Origin of the sequence: Halopiger aswanensis, assembly GCF_003610195.1 — an archaeon.
GTDB classification, from domain to species: Archaea; Halobacteriota; Halobacteria; order Halobacteriales; family Natrialbaceae; genus Halopiger; species Halopiger aswanensis.
The window spans coordinates 975883-1001026 of the sequence record NZ_RAPO01000002.1; the positions used below are offsets into that span (position 1 = coordinate 975883).

General features: G+C 66.2%; 21 protein-coding genes. 9 read left to right on the forward strand and 12 right to left on the reverse strand.

Going from position 1 to position 25144, the window contains the following annotated elements; genetic code table 11:
* Positions 1-116: 116 nt before the first annotated feature.
* Together xacF and ATJ93_RS11775 are read left to right on the forward strand one after the other, a co-directional pair.
* Complete coding sequence (xacF, locus tag ATJ93_RS11770; RefSeq protein WP_120244818.1) at positions 117-1565, forward strand: 2,5-dioxovalerate dehydrogenase; 1449 nt, start codon at positions 117-119, stop codon at positions 1563-1565.
* A 177-nt stretch (positions 1566-1742) separates the two neighbouring features.
* Entirely contained in the window at positions 1743-2978 is a 1236-nt protein-coding gene (locus tag ATJ93_RS11775) for a mandelate racemase/muconate lactonizing enzyme family protein (RefSeq protein ID WP_120244819.1), read from the forward strand.
* A 900-nt stretch (positions 2979-3878) separates the two neighbouring features.
* Here the strand turns inward: ATJ93_RS11775 and ATJ93_RS11780 are convergent.
* Positions 3879-4244 carry a hypothetical protein gene (locus ATJ93_RS11780; RefSeq protein WP_120244820.1) on the reverse strand — a complete coding sequence of 122 codons (366 nt, stop codon included), beginning with the start codon at positions 4242-4244 and terminating at the stop codon, positions 3879-3881.
* A 144-nt stretch (positions 4245-4388) separates the two neighbouring features.
* On the opposite strand from ATJ93_RS11780, the gene ATJ93_RS11785 reads away from it, so the two are divergent.
* From ATJ93_RS11785 to ATJ93_RS11795, 3 genes are all read left to right on the forward strand, one after another.
* Positions 4389-5834: an MATE family efflux transporter gene (locus ATJ93_RS11785; protein WP_120244821.1), complete on the forward strand. Its 1446-nt coding sequence runs from the start codon at positions 4389-4391 to the stop codon at positions 5832-5834.
* Positions 5835-5946: 112 nt separating this feature from the next.
* Positions 5947-6714: an SDR family NAD(P)-dependent oxidoreductase gene (locus tag ATJ93_RS11790; protein WP_120244822.1), complete on the forward strand. Its 768-nt coding sequence runs from the start codon at positions 5947-5949 to the stop codon at positions 6712-6714.
* Between the two features lie 253 nt (positions 6715-6967).
* Positions 6968-8029 carry an NAD(P)-dependent glycerol-1-phosphate dehydrogenase gene (locus ATJ93_RS11795; protein WP_120244823.1) on the forward strand — a complete coding sequence of 354 codons (1062 nt, stop codon included), beginning with the start codon at positions 6968-6970 and terminating at the stop codon, positions 8027-8029.
* A gap of 102 nt (positions 8030-8131) precedes the next feature.
* On the opposite strand, the gene ATJ93_RS11800 is transcribed toward ATJ93_RS11795, so the two are convergent.
* The 5 genes from ATJ93_RS11800 to ATJ93_RS11820 form a co-directional block, all read right to left on the reverse strand.
* Positions 8132-8317 carry a hypothetical protein gene (locus ATJ93_RS11800; protein WP_120244824.1) on the reverse strand — a complete coding sequence of 62 codons (186 nt, stop codon included), beginning with the start codon at positions 8315-8317 and terminating at the stop codon, positions 8132-8134.
* 161 nt (positions 8318-8478) lie between these two features.
* Positions 8479-9624 carry a cytochrome b/b6 domain-containing protein gene (locus ATJ93_RS11805; RefSeq protein WP_245977552.1) on the reverse strand — a complete coding sequence of 382 codons (1146 nt, stop codon included), beginning with the start codon at positions 9622-9624 and terminating at the stop codon, positions 8479-8481.
* Positions 9621-10433: a hypothetical protein gene (locus tag ATJ93_RS11810; RefSeq protein WP_120244825.1), complete on the reverse strand. Its 813-nt coding sequence runs from the start codon at positions 10431-10433 to the stop codon at positions 9621-9623. The genes ATJ93_RS11805 and ATJ93_RS11810 overlap by 4 nt, the downstream gene beginning before the upstream one ends.
* Positions 10430-11092, reverse strand: a complete 663-nt coding sequence (locus tag ATJ93_RS11815; protein WP_211334062.1) for a 4Fe-4S dicluster domain-containing protein — start codon at positions 11090-11092, stop codon at positions 10430-10432. The genes ATJ93_RS11810 and ATJ93_RS11815 overlap by 4 nt, the downstream gene beginning before the upstream one ends.
* A gap of 29 nt (positions 11093-11121) precedes the next feature.
* Positions 11122-14469 carry a molybdopterin-dependent oxidoreductase gene (locus ATJ93_RS11820; protein ID WP_120244827.1) on the reverse strand — a complete coding sequence of 1116 codons (3348 nt, stop codon included), beginning with the start codon at positions 14467-14469 and terminating at the stop codon, positions 11122-11124.
* A 264-nt stretch (positions 14470-14733) separates the two neighbouring features.
* Between ATJ93_RS11820 and ATJ93_RS11825 the strand changes: the two genes are divergently transcribed.
* Together ATJ93_RS11825 and ATJ93_RS11830 are read left to right on the forward strand one after the other, a co-directional pair.
* Positions 14734-16935, forward strand: coding sequence for a hydrogenase iron-sulfur subunit (locus ATJ93_RS11825; protein WP_120244828.1), 2202 nt, complete (start codon positions 14734-14736; stop codon positions 16933-16935).
* A complete protein-coding gene (locus ATJ93_RS11830) occupies positions 16932-17564 on the forward strand; it encodes a TorD/DmsD family molecular chaperone (RefSeq protein ID WP_120244829.1) in 633 nt (210 codons plus the stop codon). The genes ATJ93_RS11825 and ATJ93_RS11830 overlap by 4 nt, the downstream gene beginning before the upstream one ends.
* On the opposite strand, the gene ATJ93_RS11835 is transcribed toward ATJ93_RS11830, so the two are convergent.
* The 6 genes from ATJ93_RS11835 to ATJ93_RS11860 form a co-directional block, all read right to left on the reverse strand.
* Entirely contained in the window at positions 17565-17759 is a 195-nt protein-coding gene (locus ATJ93_RS11835; RefSeq protein ID WP_120244830.1) for a hypothetical protein, read from the reverse strand.
* Positions 17760-17874: 115 nt separating this feature from the next.
* Positions 17875-18228 (reverse strand): hypothetical protein, encoded by a 354-nt coding sequence (locus ATJ93_RS11840; RefSeq protein WP_120244831.1) that lies wholly within the window; start codon positions 18226-18228, stop codon positions 17875-17877.
* 114 nt (positions 18229-18342) lie between these two features.
* Entirely contained in the window at positions 18343-18603 is a 261-nt protein-coding gene (locus ATJ93_RS11845; RefSeq protein ID WP_120244832.1) for a hypothetical protein, read from the reverse strand.
* A 135-nt stretch (positions 18604-18738) separates the two neighbouring features.
* Positions 18739-19569, reverse strand: coding sequence for an ABC transporter permease (locus ATJ93_RS11850; RefSeq protein ID WP_120244833.1), 831 nt, complete (start codon positions 19567-19569; stop codon positions 18739-18741).
* Positions 19566-20546: an ABC transporter ATP-binding protein gene (locus ATJ93_RS11855; RefSeq protein WP_120244834.1), complete on the reverse strand. Its 981-nt coding sequence runs from the start codon at positions 20544-20546 to the stop codon at positions 19566-19568. The genes ATJ93_RS11850 and ATJ93_RS11855 overlap by 4 nt, the downstream gene beginning before the upstream one ends.
* A 135-nt stretch (positions 20547-20681) precedes the next feature.
* On the reverse strand, positions 20682-22517 hold the full coding sequence (locus ATJ93_RS11860) for a S9 family peptidase (protein WP_120244835.1): 1836 nt from the start codon (positions 22515-22517) through the stop codon (positions 20682-20684).
* 283 nt (positions 22518-22800) lie between these two features.
* On the opposite strand from ATJ93_RS11860, the gene ATJ93_RS11865 reads away from it, so the two are divergent.
* Both ATJ93_RS11865 and ATJ93_RS11870 read left to right on the forward strand, forming a co-directional pair.
* The gene (locus ATJ93_RS11865) at positions 22801-23865 is read left to right on the forward strand and encodes an ATPase (RefSeq protein WP_120244836.1); all 1065 of its coding nucleotides are present in this window, start codon (positions 22801-22803) and stop codon (positions 23863-23865) included.
* A gap of 97 nt (positions 23866-23962) precedes the next feature.
* Positions 23963-25024, forward strand: a complete 1062-nt coding sequence (locus tag ATJ93_RS11870; RefSeq protein WP_120244837.1) for a glycosyltransferase — start codon at positions 23963-23965, stop codon at positions 25022-25024.
* Positions 25025-25144: the final 120 nt, after the last annotated feature.

Sequence of the window (25144 nt, forward strand, 5' to 3'; positions counted from 1 at the left end):
ACCGCTCACGAACTCGAGTCGGAGCGGAACGGTCTGATAGTCCGTGCCAATACATGCCATACGAAAATCCCGCAGGGATCACAAGAATCGTATAGGATGACCGTGAAAGAACACGTGTGACCGAACGCTACCAAAACTACGTCGGCGGAAGTTGGACGGACTCCGAGACAGGCGAAACGTTCGAAACGGAAGACCCGGCCGCTCCCGCGGAAGTGGTCGCCGAGTACCAGCAGTCCAGCGCCGAGGACGCCAACGCGGCCGTAGAGGCTGCCGCGGCCGCCGAAGAGGAGTGGGCCACCACGCCCGCTCCCGAGCGCGGTGCGATCCTGCGCGAGGCCGGCTCGATTCTGGCCGACCGCAAGGAGGAACTGACGGAACTGCTCACGCGCGAAGAGGGTAAGACCCACGCCGAAGCCGGCGGCGAGGTCCAGCGCGCGATCGACATTTTCTACTACTACGCCGAGAAGACCCGCGACCTCGGCGGTAACGTCAAAAGCGCCAGCGGCCCGCGCACGAACCTCTACACGGTCGATGAGCCCGTCGGCGTCGCTGCGCTCATCACCCCGTGGAACTACCCCATCGCCATCCCGGCCTGGAAGATCGCCCCCGCGCTCGCGACCGGGAACACGATCGTCCTCAACCCGGCGTCGGTCGCCCCCGGCGTCGCGCTCGAGATCTTCAAGGCGCTCGACGAAGCCGGCATCCCGGACGGCGCCGCCAACGTCGTCACCGGGCCCGGCAGCACGGTCGGCGACGCGATCATGACCCACGACGAGGTCGACGCCGTCTCCTTCACCGGCTCGAGCGAAGTCGGCGAGATGGTTTACGACAAGGCGACCGACGACGGCAAGCGCGTCCAGACGGAACTCGGCGGCAAGAACCCGACCGTCGTCACCGACAGCGCCGACGTCGACGAAGCCGCGGAAATCGTCGCCAACGGCGCCTTCGGCGTCACCGGCCAGGCCTGTACCGCCTGTTCCCGTGCCATCGTCCACACGGACGTCTACGACGAGTTCGTCGACGCCGTCGTCGAGCAGGCCGAATCCATCGAGATCGGCCCCGGCGACGAGTACGACATGGGTCCGCAGGTCACCGAGAGCGAACTCGAGGGGACGCTCGACTACATCGAGATCGCCGAGAACGAAGGCGCCACCCTCGCGACGGGCGGCGGCCAGCCCGAGGGCGACCGCTTCGGTGACGGCTACTACGTCGAGCCGACGGTCTTCACCGACGTCGAGAACGACTACCGCATCGCCCAGGAGGAAGTCTTCGGGCCGGTCCTCGCAGTGATCGAAGTCGAGGACTTCGAGGACGGCCTCGAGACGGCCAACGACGTCCAGTACGGCCTTTCGGCCAGTATCGTCACCGACGATCACACCGAAGCCGAGCGCTTCGTCCGCGAGGTCGAAGCCGGCGTCGCGAAGGTCAACGACAAGACCACCGGGCTCGAACTCCACGTCCCCTTCGGCGGGTTCAAGCGCTCCTCGAGCGAGACCTGGCGGGAGCAGGGCGACGCGGGTATCGACTTCTACACCATCGAAAAGACCGTCTACGACGGCTTCTAAGGCCGGAGACGAGTAGTCGGTTTCACGTCGTCGCTCATTTCTTTTTGGTACAGATCCGTTCTGTAAGAGTGAACGTTGGATATCTCTCGAGCGCCGAGTAAAACTGTCGGGTCGTAGTCACGTGCGACGGCGCAACATGCCAAACGTGATATACCCCGACGCGTATGCATTGATCGTATGCCGAACTATCGGACATTGCGAGATCCGAACGCAGAGTACACGATGCGGGACCTGTCCTCGGAGACGATGGGTCTCGAGGCCGACCGCGGACCGCGCGACGTCGAGATCACGGACGTCCAGACGACGATGGTCGACGGGAACTACCCGTGGATCCTCGTGCGCGTCTACACGGACGCCGGCATCGTCGGCAACGGCGAGTGTTACTGGGGCGGCGGCGACGACGCGATCATGCAGCGGATGGCGCCCTTTATTATCGGCGAGAACCCGCTGGACATCGATCGCCTCTACGAGCACATGATCCAGAAGATGTCCGGCGAGGGCTCGATCTCGGGCAAAACGATCTCCGCCATCTCGGGCATCGAGATCGCCCTCCACGACATCGCCGGGAAGATCCTCGACGTGCCGGCCTACCAGCTCGTCGGCGGTAAGTACCGCGACGACGTTCGCATCTACTGCGACCTCCACACCGAAGACGAAGCCAACCCGACCGCCTGCGCCGACGAGGGCGAGCGCGTCGTCGAGGAACTCGGCTACGACGCCATCAAGTTCGACCTCGACGTTCCCTCGGGCCACGAAGTCGACCGCGCGAACCGCCACCTGCGCAACCCCGAAATCGACCACAAGGTCCAAATCGTCAAGGAAGTCACCGAGCGCGTCGGCGACCGCGCGGACGTCGCCTTCGACTGCCACTGGGCCTTCAGTTCCGGCAGCGCCCACCGCCTCGCCGAGGCTCTCGAGGAGTACGACGTCTGGTGGCTCGAGGACCCCGTCCCGCCGGAGAACCACGACGTCCAGCGGGAGGTCACCCAGCACACGACGACGCCGATCGCCACCGGCGAGAACGTCTACCGAACCCACGGCCAGCGCCGCCTGCTCGAGGAGCAGGCCGTCGACATCATCGCGCCGGACCTGCCCCGCGTGGGCGGTATCCGCGAGACGGTGAAGATCGCGAACCTCGCGGATCTCTACTACATCCCGGTCGCGATGCACAACGTCTCGTCGCCGATCGGCACCATGGCCTCCGCGCAGGCCGCCTGTGCCATCCCGAACTCGCTGGCCGTCGAGTACCACAGCTACCAGCTGGGCTGGTGGGAGGACCTCGTCGAGGAGGACAACCTTATCGAGAACGGGCGCATGGAAGTGCCCGAAAAGCCCGGGCTCGGCCTGACGCTCGACTTCGACGCCGTCGAGGAACACATGGTCGAGGGCGAAACGCTGTTCGACGAGGCGTAACGGCATCGAGTTCGCGAATCGCTGATTCGCGGTATTCGACGCGGAAGCCGACGTCGACTCCACGGAGCACCGCTCCGTTCGGCTCAGCGTCTCGAATTACACCATAGTCGTCGCTCATTTCAGTTTTCGGCCGGTGGAACGCGGTTTCCACCGTCGTTTTCCGAGTCGATCGATTCCGAAGACCAGCGACCGCACCGAACGGTCAGTTCTGCTCTCAGCGTTCTGGATCGATAGGGTACTCTGGATCGATACACAATAGCAACTACTCCTCGAGAATTACTTTCATTCATACAGAACATCCCGTCAGTCAATTACAGTAGTGAAAGGCAGCATCGAAGGAAACGGGAAACTGAAGAAACAGCCGGTATTCGTCGGTTCCAAACCGTTGGCTCGCTCGCAGGTGGGGCAGTAACGAAACGGGAGGACGACGAATCACAGCCGATACTCTCGATCGAATAACTGTGGAGAGGGCATATAATATTACACGAGTACGCTCGTAATCCACTACCAGATATCGGCCAAATACAGAGATATATTACACTCGTACTACTGTAATTGCAGTCGGTGACGGGAGCTGCTATAGAATCAAAGATCGCAGAACTAGCGACTGTTTCTATATCACAGAATCCTGTTTAGGAATAGGACCGAGCACGGGTACTACGCAACACAGTGTGGATTGATTGCGAGACAGTCGGGAAAGCACTACGTAAGCGATCAGGAGAACGGACTTCCGTCACGGAAACGACGGGTAGCCGTCGAATCGAGCAGAAGAAGAAGAAAAAGAACAGTGAGCAGACCATCGTCTCTGTAGACGCTGCCCTCGAGGAATCTCACGTCAGGACGAAGCGGGCCGTGCTCGCGGGGTTCGAACGAAAAGCCGTCAGCGCCGCTCCCGCAGCGTTACGCTTCCATGTGTCCCTTCGAATCCCAGATCGAAGTCACCATATCGGCGAAGACCTCGGTTCGAACCGGGTAGCCGCTGTCGCCCGTCTGCTCGAGCGGGCTGTTGCCGACGTTCGTGGTGAAATCCTCGGTGTAGGCCCAGTCGAGCAGCGAGTCGCGGACGTCGATCGTGATCGTGTTGTCGTCGTCGGTCGGCAACCAGGCGGCCGCGCTCTGTCGATCGTCGTACTCGAGGGTGTACGTCTCGCCGCCGATCAGTTCGACGACCGCGTCCATCGGGCCGATCTCGATCCGCGCGTCGTCGTCCTCGAGGTAGAGGGTGCCGTTCTCGACTGCCGCCTCGTATCGCGTTCGGTCCGTCATTGTGTGCCCGTATGGCACGGGGACGGATATATCACCACGGTTTCCCTCGAGTCGTTCCGGTCGCCGGGCCGCGGACGAAACGGAAGTCCTTGCCGGCTCACGATCACCTATGACCGACCGATCGAAACGGGGTGCGTGACTGTCGTGCTTCGGGACTCGAATCCGGTGCGGTTGACGATACTCGCGATCGGGCTCGCGCTCGCGCGGATCGGCGTGATCGACCGCGAGCGCGCCGTCGAAACGACGGATCTCGCGTGGCCGCGCGTCGTCACGGGACTCGCGCGGATGTCGAAAGGCGCCGTCGACGTGGCGATGGTCGGCGTCGCCGTCGGCACCGCCGCGGTCGCCGGCGTCGGCGTCGCGGGTCCCTACTGGGGGCTCGCCTTCGCACTGGGCGGCGGCGTCGCCGGTGGCACGATCGCGCTCGTCTCCCAGCGGTTCGGCGCCGAAGCACACGACGAACTGGCGCTTGCCGTTCGGTCGAGCACGCTGCTGGTCGTCGCGATCAGCGTCCCGGTGACGGTCGTCTTCTGGCTGTTTCCCCAGCAGCTCGTGGCGCCGATCGCGAGCACCGACCGGGCGCTCGAGTACGGCGCGACGTACCTGCAGATCGTCGGCCTCGGCATTCCGTTCGCGGGGCTGAACCTCGTCGGCAGCCGGACGCTCGTCGGCGCCGACGACGCCTACACGGCGATGCAGGTCCGCGCCGGCGGCGCGGTCGCGAACATCGCGTTGAACGCCGTCTTCATCTTCGGCCTCGAGTGGGAGGTCGCCGGCGCCGCGCTGGGGACGGTCCTCTCGAACGTCGCCGTCACCGCGGTGTTCGCGGTCGGGATCGCTCGCGGTCGAGCACCCGGCATCGGCGAGTTTCCGGTCCAGATCGATCCGTTCGGCCGGTACTACGACGTCGGGACGCTGACCGACCTCGTGAACATCGGCACGCCCATCGGCGCGCGGAATCTCGTCTGGACCGTCGCGGAGTTCCCGATGCTCACCGTCCTCGCCATCTTCGGCGAGCCGACCCTCGCGGCGTTCGTCATCGCTCGCCGGATCTGGGGCATCATGAACACGCCCGGCTGGGGGTTCGGCCTCGCCGCCTCGAGTCTGGTCGGCCAGTCGCTGGGCAAGAACGACGAGCGAGTCGCCGAGGCGTACGGCCGGGACATCGTCCGGTTTTCCCTCGCGACGTACGTCCTCTTCGCGGTCCTGATCGCGCTGTTCGCGGACCGCATCGTCGTCTTGTTCGCCGAGGATCCGACGAGCCCGGAGATTCCGATCGCCATCAACCTCGTCTACGCAGCCTGTATCGCGGTGCTCTTCCAGGGCGTCGGCGGCGCCGCCGCGGGACCGCTCGACGCCAGCGGCGATACGCGGATTCCCTTCCTTAGCCAGGCGCTGGGCGTCTTCTGCGGCGCGATTCCGCTGGCGTACCTGGGTGCGACGACGAGTCTTGGATACTGGGGCCTCTACCTTGCCTTCCTCGCGGAGGCGTCGATCCCCGCCGCGATCAACTACTGGCGGTTCCGCACCAACAAGTGGAAGGCCATCAGCGAGGGGTACCGTCCCGATTCGGCGTCCCCCTCCGACTGACGGTCTGGCGTCGTCGCTGTACTCGCGCACACAGACACAACCACGGCGAGGTCCGCTCCGGACAGCGAAATCGAAACCGTGACCACGACCGCCCCTCGAGTACCGGTCGCATATGACAGACAACTCTGGCGCGATCAGCGTCGACGACAAGAACGTCGTAATTATCGGCGGGACCAGCGGCATCGGCCTCGAGATCGGCCGCGCGTTCGCGCGCAACGGCGCGGACGTCGTCGCATCCAGCCGCTCCGAAGACAGCGTCGCGGACGCGGCGGCCGAACTGCGCGACCTCGGCGCCGAGACGGCCGAAGTGACGTGCAACGTGCGCGACCTCGAGTCGATCGAGAATCTCAAGGACGAGGCCGAGGCGGCCCTCGGGGAGATCGACGTCCTCGTCAACTCGGCGGGCTCGGTCGCAGCCGCACCAGTCACGGAGATGACTGAAGACGAGTGGTTTCAGGATATCGATGTGTGTCTCTCCGGCGTCTTCCGGGCGACCAAGGTGTTCGGCGCCGCCATGGACGAGGGCAGCATCATCAACATCTCCTCGATGTCGGCCGAACAGTCCCGCGAGGAGCGTGCGGGATACGTGTCGGCGAAAGCGGGGCTCAACGGGCTGACGCGCGCGACCGCGGCCGATCTCGCGCCCGACATCCGCGTCAACGCCATCGCTCCCGGCTTCGTCAAAACGGAACTCGCCGGCCCGAAACTCGAGGACGGCTCCGAATTCCGGGAGGGCGTCGACGAGCGGACGTCGATGGAGCGAGTCGCGACGCCCGACGAGATCAGCGGCGCGGCGCTGTACCTCGCTAGCGACGCGGCGTCGTTCACGACCGGCGAGATCATCACGATCGACGGCGGCTACGATCGCAGTTCGGTTTGAGGATTCGAACGAGACGCTCGAGAAGCGGCTACCGGAGTGCAGATATATCCGTGTTCCTAGTATCATTCGAGTTTGGTAGATAGGGCATGTGAAGTGAAACGCGGAGCAGCGGATCGGCGGAATCCACTTGATCGGCGCCGGGCGGCGTGAATCCGTCGGACCGCGCGGTCGGCGATCGGTCGTGGTCTCGGCAGTCGGTTCCGATCGGCCGAGAGGAAAAACACGTATGACCCGCGGGTGAGACAGGGTAGGTATGTTCGAGAAGTCGACGTGGATTCGCCTGCCGCGAAACGTCGTCGTCGGTCACGGCGTCCGCTCGTCGGTCGTCGAGGTCGTCGACGACCTCCACCTGCAGGGACGGCCGCTGCTGGTCACGAGTCCGACGCCGCGAAAGGTCGCCGCGGATCCGGTCGCCGCGGACTTCGAGGCCGCCGGCATCGATCCCGCGATCGTCACGATCGAGACCGCGACCTTCGACTCGGTCGAGCGGGTGATCGAGACCGCGGAAGCCGAGGAAGCATCGTACCTCGTCGGCGTCGGCGGCGGGAAAGCCATCGACATCGCGAAGATGGCCAGCGACCACCTCGAGATGGGTTTTCTCTCGGTGCCGACGGCGGCCAGCCACGACGGGATCGTCAGTAATCGCGGCTCCGTCCCGGAGGGCGACACCCGCCACAGCGTCGCGGCCGAGCCGCCGCTGGCGGTCGTCGCCGACACCGAGATCCTCGCGGAGGCCCCCTGGGAACTCACGACTGCGGGCTGTGCCGACATCATCTCCAACTACACCGCGGTGATGGACTGGCGGCTGGCCACGCGGCTCAAGGACGTCGAGTACTCCGAGTACGCCGCCGCGCTCTCGGAGATGACCGCCGAGATTCTGGTGGACAACGCCGACCTCATCCGGCCCGGCCTCGAGGAGTCGGCCTGGGTCGTCACCAAGGCGCTGATGTCCTCGGGCGTCGCGATGAGCATCGCCGACTCCTCGCGGCCGGCCAGCGGCGCCGAGCACCTCTTTTCGCACCAGCTCGACCGGTTGGAACCCAACGGGGCCTTACACGGCCACCAGGTCGGCGTCGGCTCGATCATGACGGCGTACCTGCACGGCGGCGAGGACGGCGTCTGGCAGGACATCCGGGCCGCGCTCGCGAGCATCGACGCGCCGACGACGGCCGCGGAGTTGGGCATCGACGACGAAACCGTGATCGAGGCGCTGACGACCTGTCACGAAATCCGCGACCGGTACACGATTCTGGGCGACGGGATGAACGAGCGAGCGGCCCACGAAGTCGCGCGGAAAACGGGCGTTATCGACTGACGGGCGAAGATCGTTCTCACTGGCGCCGGTCGGCGGCGGCGATTCATCGAAAGGGCTCGAGCAGCACGCTATCGGCGGCGCGCTCGAGCCGCGTATAGGCCGCTACAGCAGGAACTCGGCGATCAGCGCGGCGATAAAGAGCGCGGCGACGATCACGAGCACGTCGTAGCGGTAGTTTCGACCCGCGGTCCCGCCGCCGCTTGGTGTCCCGAAGGCGACCCCGACGAGCCCGCCGACAGCGACGACGAGGACGGCGATGGCGTAGATCGAGTACAGCAGGTCTGCCATACTATCGCACACGACGTAACGGCACGTAAATCCCGGTGCGAGTCGTCGGATTTCCGACGGACTCGAGGCGCGTAATGAGCGCTTACACAGGCCACCAACGGCAAGACGATAGCTGGATACTCAACTACCCTACAATTCTCGAGCGAAGAAAACTGCGGAATTTAGTCGTCGTTGGGATCGGTGGACCCGTGATCTGCTGCGGATCGGTTCGTTTCACTCACCTCACCGCCATCAGATCTTGGATCTGATGTGGATCGGTTCGCTCCGCTCACCTCACCGCCGTCGGAACGCGGTTCCGACGAGGATCGCTTCGTTTCACTCGGCTCACCGCCGTCCGTCGCCGCCCCCGTCGCCCGCTGATCGCGACGACTCACGTATCGCGCCCGCAGGACGTTGCCGTACATCGAGAGCACTAACCCGAGCAGCAACACGAAGATGCCGGCGTTGATGCCGATCGTCCGGAGCACGCTGCCCTCGCCGAACGCCAGCGTATCCGGCACGGGGTAGCCGCCGTACTCGAGGCTGGCCATCATCACGCTGACGACGCCGACGACGACGAGCACGGCGACGACGTTGGTCGCCCACCGCCACGAGGGTTTGCGCCGGAGGCGCTCGATGCCGGTCGTCTCGTACTCGTCGGGGTCGCCGTGGAAGTTCGGCGTCATATCCTTCGGCAGGAACGCCTTCATTTCGACGGGGTAGAACGCGGGGTGGAACCCGTGCTCGAAGGTGTGGAACATCACGCCCATCAGCATAATGATCCCGAGGAGGCCGTGGAAGGCGACGAAGGCCATGGCGACCGACTGGGAGTTGTAGAAGTCGATCAGCCACGTCTTCCGCCAGATGAGCAGCCCCGAGATCATCAGCAAGATCAGTTCGACGGTGAAGATCCAGATGACGCCCTTCCCGACGTACGATAGCAGCGGCACCTCGTCGGCCTTGAACCCCGCGAACTGGCGCGCCGACGGATGGCGCTCGTCGGCCCAGCCGAGCGCGAACTTGACGTCCTGCAGGAACGCGCGTGCATCGTCCGGGCTCGGCAACACGGAGCGGAAGTTCGAGCGACTCGAGGAGCGAAGCAGCATGTACGGTACCCAGAACCCGGTCAGCGCGATCAGCGAGAAGCCGGCGGCGCGGTGGATCGAGAGCACGCCCTCGTTGCCGCCCATGAGCTCGACGAGCCACCACAGCTCCGTGTTGAAGGCGATGGCGTAGCCGGTAAAGAACAGGACGAACACGGTCAGCGCCAGCAGCGAGTGGAACATCGTGGTGGCCCGCGAGAACTTCCCGTGGTCGAGGTTTGTCACGGGCGATCACCTCCGGTTTGGTCCGTATTTCCAGCACCAGCACCGTCGCCGTCGGCATCGGCATCGCCATCGCCACCGCTCCCGCTGACGCCACCGTCGGTCGCCGCGGCGGTCTCCCGCCGCTGCGTCCCGCTGGGCGGGCGCATCCGCGCGCCCAGCCGTCGGAACGCCGCCCAGTGGATGAACACCATCACGAGGATGAAGATTCCCATAACGACGTCCGCGAAGTGGACGACGGTGATCATCGCCTCGAGGACGGGTTCGGTGTTGCCGACGACCCAGTCGGCGCCGACGCCGCCGCCTTCGACGGACGGGCGGACCCGCAGCACGTCCTCGAAGAACGGCGCGCGGCCGGAGACGAGCGCGATAGAGCCGACGGCGAGGGCCAGCCCGAACAGAGCGCTGAGCCAGAACGCGACTCGGTCGCCGCGGCCGCCGGCCGACGGCTGGCCGGCGGGTTCGCCCGGTTCCTCCGGCTCGGGTTCCGTCCCGGATTCGGGTGCTGACTCGCGGTCGCGATCGCGTTGCTCCGGCGGCCTGCGTTCCTCGCTGTACCCGCCGTCGGCCTGCTCCTGGTTTTGCTCACGGCGGTCGGTCGGTTCGTCGCCATCAGATTCCAGATCTGATGAGGATCGCCTCGTTTCACTCGGCTCACCGCCGGCCGTCGCGTTCGGCGGATCCGCGGTCGATTCGTCTACCCGCCCGTCGTCGGTCGGGGCATCCGAACTCGAGGCCGAATCCGGCGGCCTCGGTGACCCGGAAGCGTGGTCGTCTCGATCGTGGTCGTCCGGTGGTCGTTCGTCGCTCATTGCTCTTGCTGATCGGTTTGGAACAGTTGGGCGTCCTCAGCGCCGAAGATGACCTCCATGGCCTCGTCGTTGAAGAACGGCTGGCTGCCCCGCTGCTCGAGTTCGTCGGCGATCTCGCCGGCGCCCCCGACGAGGATGGCGTCGGTGGCACACTCCTCGGCGCAGGCCGGCCCCTTCTGGACCTCCTGGCGCTCGCGGCAGCCGGTACACTTGTCCATGATGCCGCCGGTGCCGAATATTTGGGCGGAGCCGTCGTCGCTGTCGGGGAACTGCGGCGCACCGAACGGACAGCCCGACAGGCAGTACTGACAGCCGACACAGAGGTCCTCGTGGACCGCGACGAAGCCGTCGTCCTCCTTCTGCAGGGCGTTGGTCGGACAGACCGACACGCAGGGGGCGTTCTCGCAGTGGTAACACTGCATCGGCAGGCTCGTCTCGCCGGGGTTCTCGCCGGCCTCGAGGCGGCCGGTCTTGTCGGCGTTTTCGCCCTGCGGGCCGGCGACGCCTTCGGCCATGGTCGTGATGTCGATGCGCTGGTTCTGGATCTCCCGATCCCAGGTGCGTTTGCAGGCGACGACGCAGCCGCCGCAGTCGATGCAAGCCTCGACGTCGGGGAAGATCCGCATCCCCTCGCCGGTGCTCATTACGCCCTGACTCATCACCTGGCCGGGCGGGTCGTTCTGTTGGGTCACAGTTGCTCACCTCCGTCGTACATGTCCCACTCGCGGACGTCGTACTGCTTCTGCGTGCCGAGCCCGTGCTCGTCCTGCGGATAGTCGATGAACTCCATGTCGTAGTCGTTGACCACCGACTGGGTGGCCTTCTGGACGTGGACGACGCCGGATTTGGTCTCCTGCATCTGGGTCTCGGCGTCGAACCCGCTCGGCGTGATGATGTTCGCGCTCTCGCCGATCGCGAGCGGTTCGGTGCCCTCGGGCCAGTTCGGCGTCCGGTCCTCGCCGTGGAAGACGCCGCCCCAGTGGTAGGGCAGGAAGATCTCCTCGTCGTTGACGCGGTTGGTCACCTTCGCCTTCACGAGGATCGCGCCCTTGTCGGCCGATTCCACGATGACGTGATCGTCGCCGCCGACGACGTCGAGCTCCTCGGCGAGCGCGGGGCTGATCTCCGCGTACATGTGGGGCTGGCGATCGGCGGTGTACTCGTTGTTCCGGGTCTCCGCGCCGCCGCCCTGGTGCTCGACCTGGCGACCCGAAGTGAGAATTACGGTCCGGCCGCTCTCGGCGTCGCTGCCCAGCTCCGTGTGGACGGCTTCGGTCGCTTGCTGCTGGACGCTGGCGTTGTTCTGATCGAGCCGCCAGAAGTTCTGCTGTTCGCCGTTGGCCGGCCACTCCTCGACGAGGTCCGGTCGCGGACTCTCGACCGGTTCGCGGTGGACCGGCACCGGATCGAGGAAGTTCCAGACGACCGCCCGGGCCTTCCCGCGGCCGGTCGGCGGATCGGGCTGGGCGTTGTCGTACTCCTCGTACTCCGCCGGATCGACGTCGACCTCGTCGCCGTACTCGTCGGCGATCTCCTGAGCCGCGTCGTAGACCGACTCGTCCTCGTCTAAGGCCATCTCGACCGGCGTGGTCTGGCTCGAGGGGTTCGTCGGATCGTCGGGCAGGATCGTCGCGTAGCCGGGATAGGAGGGAACGCCCTGTACCTCCTGGTCGTCCCACCACGGCGCCTCGAAGGAGTCGGCGATCAGATCGAGGCCGTCCTCGCCGTGCTCGTCGTAGGTTTCCTGGAGCGGGTAGTCGTTGTCGACGTTCATCTCCTCCCACTCCTCGGGCGTCGGCGCCTGCGTCCCCCAGTTCTCGCGGAAGTCGTGCCCGCCCTCGCGGGGGTCGGCCTCCTTCGTCCAGATGATCGGCGAGCCGGGGTGGTCGTCGCCCCAGTAGGGCCAGGGCAGCGACCAGTAGTCGCCGTCGACGGGCGTACCGGTGTTCTGCGCGCGCAGATCGTCGGCGTTGAACGCCCAGTCGTACTCCTGGTGCTGCTGGAGCTTCTCGGGCGACTGCTGGTAGCCGATCGAGCGCACGCCGAGGTTGATCTCCCGGAGCGCGTCCTCGTAGGAACTGCGCCCGTTGTGGACCTCCGGCCCGTTCCCCCAGTCGAAGTGCTCGCCGAAGCCCATGTACTGGGCCAGTTCCTGCATGATCTGGAGGTCCGGCTTGGAGTTGTGGGCCGGCGTCGCGACGGCTTCGCTCCACTGGACCGATCGGTGCGAATTGGTGACCGATCGGACGTGCTCGTACTGGCTCGAGGCCGGCAGCAGGAGGACGTCCGCGTCGTCCGGCAGCGTCCCGGCGACGGCGGGGAAGACGTCGACGACGACAAGCAGGTCGAGGTTCTCCATGGCCTGCTTCATCCGGTCCATCTCGCTGATGGAGTTGGCCGAGTGGCCCCAGAAGAAGGCCATGTTCAACGGCTCCGGCTGGTAGAGGCTCGACTCGAGCAGCCGCTCCTCTTGGGGGAGGGCGGCCTCGTACCAGCGGGCGACGGTCAGCCCCCGCTGGAACATCATCGACTGGGGATCCGCGTCCTCGATCGGGGCGTCTTCCTGGAGCCCCTGTTCTTCGCCGTCCTCGTCGCCGCCGTCCTCGCCGTCGCCACCGCCGTCTTCCTCGTCGCTTCCCTCTTCGCCCTCGTCTTCCGACTCGGCTTCGCCCTCCTCGACTGCGGTCGGCACCTCGAGGCCCGACCACATCTCGTCGGGCATCCGCTCGAACCTGTCGTACAGGTCCTCGAAGGACGTGCTCCCGCTGGTCCAGGGGCTCGTATCCCAAACGTCCGCCCAGTGCTCCCACGAGCCCGGCGCGTCGACGCCGTAGTAGCCCGGCAGGATGCTCGCGTCGACGCCGAGGTCGGTCGCACCCTGGACGTTCGCGTGCCCGCGCATGACCTGGAGGCCGCCGCCCGAACGGGCGGCGCTCCCGGTCGCGAGGCTGAACAGGGCGTAGGAACGGATGTTCTGGGTCCCGTTGTTGTGCTGGGTCCCGCCCATCGCCCACTCGACCTGAATCTGGGGCTTGTTCTCGATGATCAGGTCGCCGATCTCCTCGAGATCGCCCTGATCGATCCAGGTGATGTCCGACACCGTCTCGAGGTCGTACTCGTCGAGTTCGGCTTCGGCGTCGGGCCAGCCCATCACGCGGCCCTCGAGGAACTCGTCGTCGAGTTCGCCCTGCTCGTTGACGTAGTTGAGCAGGCCGAACACCAGCGCGACGTCCGTCCCCGGGCGCAGCCGGTAGAAGTAGTCGGCGTGGGCCGACGTCTTCGTGTAACGCGGGTCGATCGAGACGATCGTCCCGCCCCGGGCCTGGCCCTCGAGGATGTGTTGCATCGCGATCGGGTGGGACTCGGCGGGGTTCTGCCCCAAAATGATGAGCAGGTCGAAGTTGCGGTAGTCGTTGATCGTGTTGGTCATCGCGCCGAAGCCCCACGTGTTCGCGAGGCCGGTGACCGTCGGGGAGTGGCAGATCCGCGCCTGATGGTCGATGTTGTTCGTCCCCATGAACGCCGCGAACTTGCGGCTGGCGTAGGCCGCCTCGTTGGAGTGGTGGGCGCTGCCCAGGAACATGACGCTCTCCCGGCTGTACTCCTCGATCGTCTGCTCCCACGTGTCGGCGATCTCCTGGTAGGCTTCGTCCCAGGTGACGCGGCGCCACTCGCCGTCTTCCTTGCGCATGGGATGTTTCAGGCGCTTGGGCGAGTGTTCCGTCTCGAGGATGCCCGCGCCCTTCGAACAGAGCGAGCCGTTGTTGATCGGGTTCTCGAACCACGGCTCCTGGGCGACGAAGGAGTTGCCGTCCTTGACCGCCTTGAAGCCGCAGCCGACGGCGCAGTAGTTACAGATCACCTTCGACGTCTCCTGGCCCTCGGGGACGCCGTCGTCGCCCTGCTCCTCCTGCGTGCCGCCGAGCGCGTGGCCGGCGGCCCCGCCGCCGAGGAAGACCCCGCCCGCGAGCGCGCTGGCTTTCACGAACGAGCGCCGGTCGAGGTCGATCGTGACCGGGTCTTCCCCGGCGCTCATTGCGATACCCCTGTCGTGACGATCGCGTATCGCACCGCCCGATGCGACACCATGCTATAGACACCCATACCTAGACCGGATCGTTCCCGGTCAACGGTTATGAATATTTGCTCGAGTACGCTGCGATGAACGTACAATTCCCCTATGTTATTCCCGAATTGAGTCGAACATTCTCACGATGATACTCGTTTATATGAAAATACTCGTGAAACACAATCGTTCATTACATAACGCTATTACCGTGCCACCTGATAGCACAACGGGATGAACGTCGGAAGCTTCGTCTGTTCGTGCGCAGACACTTGCGATATCGACCTCGAGGGTGCTCGGGACGGGATCGAGGGCGTCGACGTCGCGGCGAGTTCGCGCCTGCTGTGCGAGGACGGCCTCCCCGCGATGGAGCGGGTGATCGAGGAGTACGACCTCGACGAGGTGATCGTCACCTGCCCGGAGAAGCGCGTCCAGCGAAAGCTCCGGCGCGTCGCCGAGCAGCAGGGCGTCCACCCCGACGCCGTCTCGTTCGTCGACCAGCGCGAGAGCGCGGGCTGGGTCCACGACGAGGCCGGCGCGACGGCCAAGACCGCTCGCACGATCAACGCCCGCACGGCGGGTCTCGAGGCCGAGTCGATTCCCCGCTCGATCTCGCGGGAGGCCGGCGACAGCGTCGCGGTCGTCGGCGACCCCGAGACCGCCGCCGCGCTGGCCGAAGACGCCGACGTAACCCTGATCGCCGACGGGCGAGAGTACGTGGACAGCGCCGCCGATCTCGAGGACGTCACGATCGAGCGCGGTCGCGTCGTCGACGTCGACGGCCGATACGGCGAGTTCACGGTTCGGCTCGAGGCCTGCGTTACCGAGGACTGCATCTCCTGTATGAAGTGCGTCCACGAGGGTCCCGACGGCGCCGTGACGCGCTACCCGGTCGACGTCGATCCCGACGCGCCCGACGGCGCGTGGACCGAGGTCTGTCCGACCGACGCCATCGACCTCGAGGGCGTCGAGCGCACGCTCGAGGTCGATCAAATCGTCTATCCCGCCGCGAGCCGGCGGACGCGGGGTGGCCGGATCGGCTTCTACACCGCGCCGATCGACGCGGCCACGATCGCAGCCGTGAAACGCCACGTCGGCGGCCTCGAGAAGCCCGACCACCTCGACCTCGAGATGGACGTCTGTGCAGCCGGCGACTCGAGCCAGCCGGGCTGTAACGAGTGCGTCGAGGCGTGTCCGCACGACGCCGTCGAGCGGACGAAGATCGACGAGGTCGAGTTCCACAAGGACGCCTGCCAGAACTGCGGGGCCTGCACCAGCGCCTGTCCGACCGGCGCGACGCAACTGCGCGAGCCCTCGAACGAGCGCATCGCCCGCGAAATCGAGGCGCTCCTCCGGCGGACCGACGACGAGGGCGGCTGGCTGCTGAACCGGTCGGGCTCGGACCTCGAGACGCCGATCGTCGCCTTCGTCTGCTCCGAAGAGGCCGACGACGCGCTGCGGGAGTACGGCCGGCTGGCCGCCGCGGGAAAAGTCGACGTCGAGTACCCACCGATCCTCCCCGTGCGCGTGAACTGCACCGATACCGTCGGGGAAGCCCACGCGATGCACGCGCTGGCCTGCGGCGCCGACGGCGTGGCGATCGTCGGCTGCGGCGGCGACTGTCTCCACTCGGGGCCGGACCCGAAGGCCGACCTCGTCCGCCGGCTGAATCGGGCGAGCCGCGACCTCGAGTTGGGCGAGCGATTCGAATTCTTCGCGCCCGCCCCCGACGAACCGGGCGCGTTCGTCGAAGCGATCTCGACGTTCGCAGTCGAACTCGAGGAGTCGCCGATTCCCGAGGGCGAGCACGAAGCGACGGGGACAATCGACGACTCCGGCCGCGAGAACCCCGCCTTCGACAGTCACGGCTGGACGCTCGAGAGCGTCCGCGCGATCCTCGAACACGTCGACCCCGAGCGCGAGGTGATCCGCGGGTTGAAGGACTTCGGTCGGCTGGCCGTCGACGATAGCTGTACGTTCACGCCGACCTGTTCGACCATCTGTCCGACCGATGCGATCCGGCGGGACGAGGAGGGGGCCGTCCTCGAGTTCAACCACGAGCGCTGCGTGAACTGCGGGACCTGCGAGGAGGGCTGCGTCGAGGACGCCATCACGATGCACGACGGCCTCCACCTGTCGTTGCTGCCCGAGCGCCGCGACGACGAGTCGGAACCGGCCTGGGTCACGGTCCACGACGGCGAGATGCGCGAGTGTCGCAACTGCGGCGAGCCGTTCGCCAGCGAGGGCACCGCGCGGAAAATCGAGGGCGAAGTCGGCGAGGTCGTCGCCGGCGTCGCGTCGAACGCAGCGGGCAGCGTCTTCGACTACTGCGACAACTGTCGTGCGCAACTGCTGTACGACCGCGGGGGCGGATCCAACAGACCGAGCGGTCCCGACACCGCCGGCCGCACCGACACCGGAGGTGAACGCGAATGAGCGTCGACCAGCGCGCGCTCTACGAGGCCCGCCTCGAGCTCGTGAACTTCCTGATCGACGCGTTTGCGGACGTGCCGACGACGGAGTTCGTCGCGACGCTGCTGAACGACGAGGTCACCTTCCCGGAGGGCAGCGTCAACGACCGACTCGATCGGGGCTTCGAGCGGCTGGATTCGTTCATCGCCGAGAACGAGCACCGCGATCCCGACGCCGTCCAGGAGGCCCTCGAGCGCGAGTTCACGCGGCTGTTCGTCGGGCCGCGACCGCCGATCCTTCCCCACGAGACCTACTTCCGCGAAGATACGGATTTCCGCGGTGCGGGCCTCGCGAAGGTCGAGGCCAGCTACGGCGCGGCCGGCTGGTCGCCGCCGGAGGACTACCCCGAGGAGAACGACTACGTCGCCGTCGAACTGGCGTTCCTCCGGAACCTGATCCGACGACAGCGCGAGGGCTACGAGGAGACGTTCGGCTACCAGCGGGTCTTCCACGAGGAACACCTCTCGGAGTGGATTCCGGCATTCGCCGAGGACGTCCGCGAGCAGACCGGGGAGCCGTTCTACGCGGCCGTCGCGGACGTCCTCGAGGGCTACGTCGCGTTCGAGGAGGAGATCGCGGTGCAGATGGCCTGACTACCCGTCGGTCGCGTCGTCGACCTCCGGCTCGTCCTCTACGTCGTCGACGAAACCCTCGAGCACTTCGTCGGAGAACGAGACGTCGCCGTCGCACTCGGCGTCGTTGACGTAGTGGGGCGCCGTGTGCGTCCATACCTTCTTCCCACGTTTCCCGTCGGGACCCGCGTTCGTCTCCCAGTTGGTGTGGGTCATACGTCTACGTGTGATTCAGTGGCACGGATATAGCTTTGTGGCGATTTCGCTGTCAGTCATGGTACTTTAGGCGTCGGTCGAACAGCAAAGGCGCCGACTCGAGCGAGCCGCGGCGCTACCGGCCGGGCCGCGGATCGTCCGACGACTGTGCGCCTTCGCCCGAGCGGTCGTCCAGAAAGGCTCGAGCGAACAGGTTGACGTGCATCTCGAGCACGTCCTCGGGGTCGACGCCGTGGCGCTCGGCCTGACGCTCGAGGAACGTTTCGAGCTCCGGACTCGGCTCGTGGTGGATCGTCTCGCCCTCGACGGTGAACTCGACGTCGGTCGCGTCGGCGACGAGGTGTTCGATCTCGAGCAAGGCCTGCTCGGCCTTGACCTCGAGGGCCTCCTCATCGTCCATCAGTCGGTTGTCGCCCCAGTCGGCGGCGGCAGTCTGAAAGCGCTCGCTGACGGTGATCGAGAGAGTCATGCTGTACCTCCGAGACCGGATCGAGATTGCACTCGAACGTGCAAAGGGGTATCGTCGTGAATCATCGGATGCGAGAGACGTGACGGCGCGGGATGGACTCCTGCAGGTGACGGACTACTCCTCGGGTGGCCACTCGTCGGGCGCCGGATCGGGCTCGCCGAGTTCGCCGAGCGCGACCAGAATCAGCGCGAGGAAGGTGAGCAGGACGATCAGCCCCATTAGCCCGCCGAAGCCGTGCTGGCCGACCCAGTTGCCGGGCGTGACACCGCCCATCTGTCCGGCGACGTTGAACCCGATCAGTCCGGTCCAGACCGCCGCGAACAGCAGTCCGAACGCGACCAGCGGGTTGTGTCCGATGGCAGTTCGAAGTCCCATAGGCGAGGCCTCACCGTCCAGTGTGAAAACTTCCCACGCTACCCGTACGCGACGGTGACTGTCACGTGCCGGAAAGAGAGGCACCGAAACGGAATCGACCGCCGAGCTACGATCGCGAGTCCGGTCGCCGAACCCTCACCCGAGATCGACGCGATCGAAGTGCCACAGTCCGAGCGCGACCGGCACGACGAGCCAGGCGACCAGCACGAGCACGGCGACCTCGGGCTCGAGGTACGCGGGCACGTCCGTGGTCCCGGTGAGCGTGATCTCGTCGTTCGGGAACGCCAGCGGCATGGCTTCCTCGTACGCGACGGTCGGGCTGAGTCGCCGTACGAACTCGAACGCGTGTTCCGAGATGCCCAACCCGAGGCGGTCGTTCAGCGCGTACTGGAACAGGCCGACGATCGAGAGCCCCGGGAAGACCATCAGCAGGTTGCCGACGAAGTAAAAGCCGATCGCGCCGCCCATCGCGCGCGACCGGGAACTCGTCGCCGCCGAAATGCCGATCGCGACCGCGACGTACGCCAGCGTAAACAACAGCGTCAGACCGACGACTCGAGCGAAGGTGGCCGCCTCGAGCGACGGATACCAGAGCAGCGTCAGCACCGCACCGACGGCGAACGCGAAGACGATCGCGGCGCCGACGACGGCCCCGCGGGAGAGGTACTTCCCGAGGACGACGTCGCGGCGCGTGTTCGGCAACGAGAGCAGGTACTTGATGCTCCCCGACTCCCGTTCGCCGGCGATGGCGAGGTAGGCGGTGACGAGCGCGATGAGCGGAATGAACAGCGCGCCGATGCTCGCAAGCGAAAGGAGTTGCATGATGACGTCGGGTTCGGACGTGCTGATCTGGCCGAGGTAGAAAAACAGCACCGCGAACAGCGTGTACAGCGCTCCGACCGCCCAGACGGTTTTCGACCGCCGAACGTCGAGCAAATCCTTCCTGGCGACCGAGAGGGTGCTCATGCGGATACCTCCTCGACGGCTTCCGACGACTCAGCACGGTCAGCGCCGGCAGCTCCCACTGCCGGCTGCTCGCCGTTCGTGTACGTGTTGAACAGCTGCTCGAGCGACGTGTCCTCCGAGACGATGTCGCGGACGTCGGCGACCTCGCCCACCGCCGTCACGACGTCGTACTTCACCGGCGTCGCGGCGCAGGAGACCGCGATCCTCGAGTCGTCGACGGTCACCGAGCGGACGCCCTCGTGGCGCTCGAGGTCGTCGACGAGCGCGTCCGGCACGCGCTCGACCTCGAGCGTGATCGAGGCGTCGAGGTCGAGATCCGCCCGCAGCGCGTCGAGGGTTCCGGTCGCGACGAGCCGCCCGGCGTTCATGATCCCGACGCGGTCGCAGATCGCCTCGACCTCGCCGAGGATGTGGCTCGAGAAGAACACCGTCGTGCCGCGGTCGGCTTCGGCGGCGATGATCTCGCGCATTTCCTGCATGCCAGTCGGGTCGAGCCCCGACGAGGGTTCGTCGAGGACGAGCAGATCGGGATCGCCGACCAGCGCCATCGCGAAGCCGAGCCGCTGTTGCATCCCCTTCGAGTAGCCGCCGGCGGATCGGTCACCGTCCGCGGGCTCGAGACCGACCCGCTCGAGCAGGGCGTCGGGGTCCTCGTCCGACCCCTTGGTGTCGATCACCCACTCGAGGTGTTCGCGGCCGGTAAGCCGATCGTACAGCGTCGCACCTTCGGGGAGGACCCCGATACGCTCGCGGATGACGTCGGCCTCGTCCTGCGCGTCGTGGCCGAGTACCGTTGCGCGGCCTGTGGTGGGCCGGACGAAATCTAAGAGCATATTGATCGTCGTCGACTTCCCGGCGCCGTTGGGGCCGAGAAAGCCGAATATCTCGCCGTCCTCGACGACCAACTCGAGGTCGTCGACGGCGAGGACGTCGTCGCCGTACCGTTTCGTCAGTGCGGAGGTTTCGATAGCGGGCACACGAAACCCGACGGCGAGTAAGTGTAAATAGTTCTGGAAGTTATTTCAACACGTGATAGCGCTCCGTCCACCGCTCGAGTCGGGTCGGGTGCGGCCTCGACGGCGGGGGCGACCGCGCTCGACCACGTTCGCCGCTCAGACGTGCTCGTCGAGGAAGTCCGCAATCGCGGAGTAGGCCTCGATGCGGTTCTCGAGTTTCGAGAAGCCGTGCCCCTCATCCTCGAAGATCAGCTTGCGGACGGGGACGCCCTGCGCCTCAGCCTTCTCGGCGATCTGTTCGGCCTCGCCGACCGGAACGCGGGGGTCGTTCTCGCCGTGGAGGACGAACAGCGGCGCCTCGATGTTTTCGATGTTGTTCGTCGGCGAAATCTCCTCGAGGAACTCCCGATCCTCCGCGAGCGAGCCGTACTCGGCTTCGCGGAGTTCGCGGCGCCAGTCGCCGGTGTTCTCGAGGAAGGTCACGAAGTTGGCGATGCCGACGACGTCGATTCCGGCCGCCCAGAGGTCGGGGTACTCGGTCAGCGCGGCCAAGACCATGAAGCCGCCGTACGACCCCCCTTTGGCGGCGATGCGGTCGGGGTCGACCGCGGGGTGGTCCTGCAGCCACTCGACGCAGGCCTCGATGTCCGCCACGGAGTCCATCCGTTTCTCGACGTCGTCGAGGGTGGCGTAGTCGGCACCGTAGCCCGCGGAGCCGCGGACGTTGGGCTCGAAGTAGGCGTAGCCGCGGTCGAGGAAGTACTGCTTGACGGAAGAGAAGGAGGGGCGGCGCTGGCTCTCGGGGCCGCCGTGGATGTCGACGATGACGGGGACGCCGTCGCCGTCGTTCGCGTCGCCCTCCTCGTAGTCGTCCGGGAGCGTGAGAAAGCCCGGCACCTCGAGCCCGTCGAAGCTCTCGACGTGGACGAGGTCGGACTCGTCGAACGTTTCGGGCGGGATACCGGCGGTGGGTGCGCGGGTCCACTGCTCGGTCTCACCGGTCTCGAGGTCGACCACGAAGACGTTCGTGTTGACCGCGTCGCCGGTCGTCGACAGCGCGAACCGCTCGGCGTCGGGACCGAAGCTGACGCCGCCGGAGATGCCGCCCGGCAGGTCGGGCTCGGGGAACGTCTCGAACTCGGTCGGCGCGTCGGGATCGAACTCGCCGACCGTGAGATCGGTGTAGCCCTCGACGTTGCGCGAGTAGACGAACCGACCCGTCTCGTCGTCCAGCGCGATGCCGTCGACGTTCCAGCCGTCCCCGTCGGCGACCGTCTCGAGGTCCTTCGTCTCGAGGTCCAGATACGCGAGGTAGAGGGTATCGGCGTCGCCCTCGTCGGTCACGAGGTAGATCCCCTCGCCGTCGGGCGCCCAACTCGCGCTCTGGTAGCGCACGTCGCCCTCGTGGGGCGTGAGGTGCTCGAGGTCGGGGTCGTCGGCCTCGAGGTCGAGGACGTACAGGTCCTGGTCGAAGTTGGAGTAGGCCTGCGAGACGAGCAGGCGGGAGTCGTCCGGGCTCCAGCCCGACAGCGAGAGCCAGCCGTCGCCCTCGTAGACGAGTTCGGCGTCCTCGCCGGTCTCGTCGCGGCCCTGCACGTAGATGTCGAAGACGGCCTCGTCGCGGCGGTTCGAGGCGAACGCGAACCGGTCGCCGTCGTGGCTCCAGCCGCCCCAGCGGTGCTTGGCGTCGGGCATCGCCGTCAGGTTCTCGATCTCGCCCGTCTCGGCGTCGAGCCGGTAGATTTGGGCGCGCTCGTTGCCGCCCTCGTCCATCCCGAAGATCAGTTCGGGTCGCTCGGGCGACCACGAGGCGAAGCTCACCGTTTCGTCGTAGAATGTCCGCTGTTCGGGCCACTCCTGGGGCTCCCGAACCGTCCAGACCTGTGCCGTGCCGGTCGTGTTCATCAGGAAGGAGAGGCGCTCGCCGTCGGGGCCGAACGACGCGCCGTAGGCGCTGCGAATGTTGAGATAGCGTTCGATGTCGTAGCCCATACCGGAGTCGTCTCGACTCGAGGCGGTAGTCGTTTGGGTTCCGGAGAGTTCCCCGGGACGAACTCGGCGGGAGCAACCGAAATCTTCGCTCGAGTCGGCGATATGGCGAGACTATCAACGTAGGGCGACCGTACAGCCGCGCCGTCGGCGATTGCGGGCCGAGCGCGGGTCCCTCGATTGGGTGCGAACGATGGCGACGTGCGGAGCAATAGCCGACGCGACCCGACGGACGTGCGTTACTGTACCGTGCTTAACAAAGCCCGGCGACTCCCGTGGACCTGCTATGACAGACGCGGCCGCGGACGGAGCGGACGATCGGGACACGGATCCGGATGCGGATTCGGATCGAGGGGATCCCGTCGGCGTGGTCCTCATGACGATGCTGATCGTCCTCGTCTCGTGTGGCGCGATCGTCGCCGCCATCGGTCCCGAGTTCGTCACCGACCCGTCGCCGGTCGAAACGGAGGGGGCCGAGGAGGGCGACCAACTCGAGTCGATCGGGGGCGATGACGACGGTCGCGTCGCCGACGCGTCGCAGTCGATCGACGACGCGGACTCGAACTCGAACTCGAGCGAAACCGAGACGGATTCGGCGGACGGTTCGACCGACGCCGAGACCGACGAAAACGAAACGACGAGCGACGCGGCCGCAGACGATGGGGACGAAGGAGACGGAGCGGACGAGGAGCAAGCGGAGGACGATGATTCGGAAGCCGAAGCGGACGAAGGTGAGGACGGCGAGGATGACGAAGCTGAGGACGGCGAAGATGACGATCGAGAGGACGAGGAGGACGACGACGAAGCTGCTGATGAGGACGAAGACGGTGAAGACGAGGCGGACGAAGATAACGCCGATGAGGACGGCGAGGACGACGAGAGCGACGGAGGAGAAGACGAAAACGAGACCGACGAGGAGGACAGGACGGATGAGAATGACGGCGAGACCGACGACGAGAACGAGGACGAACTCGGGACCGATGGCGGCGACGGATCCAGCGAGACGGATACCGAGGACGAGGAGTCGGAAGACGACGCGGCGTCCGATTTCGATCCCGAAGCGGACGCGGAAGACTCCGACGACGATGACGAGACCGACGCCGCGGACGCCGACACCGCGGCGGACGAGAGCGAAGCCGATGCAGACGACGACGCGGTGGACGAGTCATCCGAGACGGACGACGAAGCCGGCGAGGAGGGAGACCAGGACGCCGACTCCGAGAGCGATGCCGGCGACGCTGGCGACGAACCCGAATCGGAAGACGACGCTGACGACGACGGATTCTTGGGCCCGATCAATTCCTTCCTCGAGGAGGTCTTCGATTTCGGCGATGACGACGACGGCGAGTAATACCGTACGAGGGTCGCCTCGCCGCGAAAACCGTCGCCGCTCGTCGAACGAAACGAAAAAAGTGACTTTATAGCCCGGGACTACGTGGCGACCGAGTATGCGCGTCGCGTTCGTCTCGTTAGCAACGGTCCACCACCGCGACACCGAGACGAACCGGCGCATGCAGACGATCTGGGAGTTACTCGAGGAAGCGGGCCACGACGTCCACGTCTTCTGTGCACAGTTCTGGGACGGCGAGCACGACACGTTCGAGCGCGAGGACGTGACCTACCACGGACTCGTCAGCGAGCCCGACGCTCGCTCATCGTTCGCGCTCCGGCTGCCGACCGCACTCGCCGGCGCGAAACCCGATATCGTCCACGCGAGCGCGAATCCACCAAGTCAGGTGGTCGCCGCGAGCGTCGGCGCGACGCTGGCCCGCGCGCCGACGGTCCTCGAGTGGTACGGCGACGGCGGCGTCCGAAACGACCGGTGGCACCGCTGGGCGGCCGGCCGCGCCGACCGGATCCACGTGCCGTCGGAACTCGTCGCGACGTGGCTCCGGGAACTCGGCGTCAGCGAGGACGCCATCGAGACGGTCCCGAACCCGATCGATCTCGAGCGCATCCGGTCGGTCGAGCCCGACGACCGGGTCGACGTCGTCTACGCTCGCCGGCTCGACGAGGGGGCGAACCTCGAGAGCCTCCTGCTCGGGCTGGCGGAACTCCGCGATCGCGACTGGTCGGCGACGGTCATCGGCGACGGCCCCGAGCGCGAGAACTACGAACAACTCGCGAGCGACCTCCGGATCGACGACCGAATCACGTTCGCGGGCGAGTGCTCGCTCGAGGAACGGATCGCCGCCTACCGCGGCGCCCACGTCTTCGCACAGACGGCCGAGCACTGCGTGTTTCCGACGGAGATGCTCTGGGCGCTCGCGTCGGGCTGCGTCGGCATCGTCGAGTACCACGTCGACTCGAGCGCTCACGAACTCGTCGAGGGCTGGGACCGTGGCTTTCGGACCACGAGCGAGGAGGAACTGGCCGACGCCATCGTCGCAGCCGGCGACCTCGAGCACCGCGAGTACGACGACCGGTTCGCGGAGTACGATCGGGACGTCGTCCGCGACCGCTACCTCGTGACCTATCGAACGCTGCAGGAATCGACCGGCTTCTTCTAACTCCCGGCCCGCGGGTCCAGGTCCGCTACCGGAACGACCGCGAGAAGCTATAAGCTCGCGTGAAAGTCAACTTCGCAAAGCGAGACACTTTTCCTTCCGTCCGGTCGTTACTGGGACGAG

What these genes read in the sequence shown, in the direction of transcription:
- ATJ93_RS11775 (WP_120244819.1), top strand. Translation starts at nt 1,743, where the DNA reads ATGCCGAACTATCGGACATTGCGAGATCCGAACGCAGAGTACACGATG.
- ATJ93_RS11780 (WP_120244820.1), bottom strand. Translation starts at nt 4,244, where the DNA reads ATGACGGACCGAACGCGATACGAGGCGGCAGTCGAGAACGGCACCCTC.
- ATJ93_RS11790 (WP_120244822.1), top strand. Translation starts at nt 5,947, where the DNA reads ATGACAGACAACTCTGGCGCGATCAGCGTCGACGACAAGAACGTCGTA.
- ATJ93_RS11795 (WP_120244823.1), top strand. Translation starts at nt 6,968, where the DNA reads ATGTTCGAGAAGTCGACGTGGATTCGCCTGCCGCGAAACGTCGTCGTC.
- ATJ93_RS11800 (WP_120244824.1), bottom strand. Translation starts at nt 8,317, where the DNA reads ATGGCAGACCTGCTGTACTCGATCTACGCCATCGCCGTCCTCGTCGTC.
- ATJ93_RS11810 (WP_120244825.1), bottom strand. Translation starts at nt 10,433, where the DNA reads ATGAGCGACGAACGACCACCGGACGACCACGATCGAGACGACCACGCT.
- ATJ93_RS11815 (WP_211334062.1), bottom strand. Translation starts at nt 11,092, where the DNA reads ATGAGTCAGGGCGTAATGAGCACCGGCGAGGGGATGCGGATCTTCCCC.
- ATJ93_RS11820 (WP_120244827.1), bottom strand. Translation starts at nt 14,469, where the DNA reads ATGAGCGCCGGGGAAGACCCGGTCACGATCGACCTCGACCGGCGCTCG.
- ATJ93_RS11825 (WP_120244828.1), top strand. Translation starts at nt 14,734, where the DNA reads ATGAACGTCGGAAGCTTCGTCTGTTCGTGCGCAGACACTTGCGATATC.
- ATJ93_RS11830 (WP_120244829.1), top strand. Translation starts at nt 16,932, where the DNA reads ATGAGCGTCGACCAGCGCGCGCTCTACGAGGCCCGCCTCGAGCTCGTG.
- ATJ93_RS11835 (WP_120244830.1), bottom strand. Translation starts at nt 17,759, where the DNA reads ATGACCCACACCAACTGGGAGACGAACGCGGGTCCCGACGGGAAACGT.
- ATJ93_RS11840 (WP_120244831.1), bottom strand. Translation starts at nt 18,228, where the DNA reads ATGACTCTCTCGATCACCGTCAGCGAGCGCTTTCAGACTGCCGCCGCC.
- ATJ93_RS11845 (WP_120244832.1), bottom strand. Translation starts at nt 18,603, where the DNA reads ATGGGACTTCGAACTGCCATCGGACACAACCCGCTGGTCGCGTTCGGA.
- ATJ93_RS11850 (WP_120244833.1), bottom strand. Translation starts at nt 19,569, where the DNA reads ATGAGCACCCTCTCGGTCGCCAGGAAGGATTTGCTCGACGTTCGGCGG.
- ATJ93_RS11860 (WP_120244835.1), bottom strand. Translation starts at nt 22,517, where the DNA reads ATGGGCTACGACATCGAACGCTATCTCAACATTCGCAGCGCCTACGGC.
- ATJ93_RS11865 (WP_120244836.1), top strand. Translation starts at nt 22,801, where the DNA reads ATGACAGACGCGGCCGCGGACGGAGCGGACGATCGGGACACGGATCCG.
- ATJ93_RS11870 (WP_120244837.1), top strand. Translation starts at nt 23,963, where the DNA reads ATGCGCGTCGCGTTCGTCTCGTTAGCAACGGTCCACCACCGCGACACC.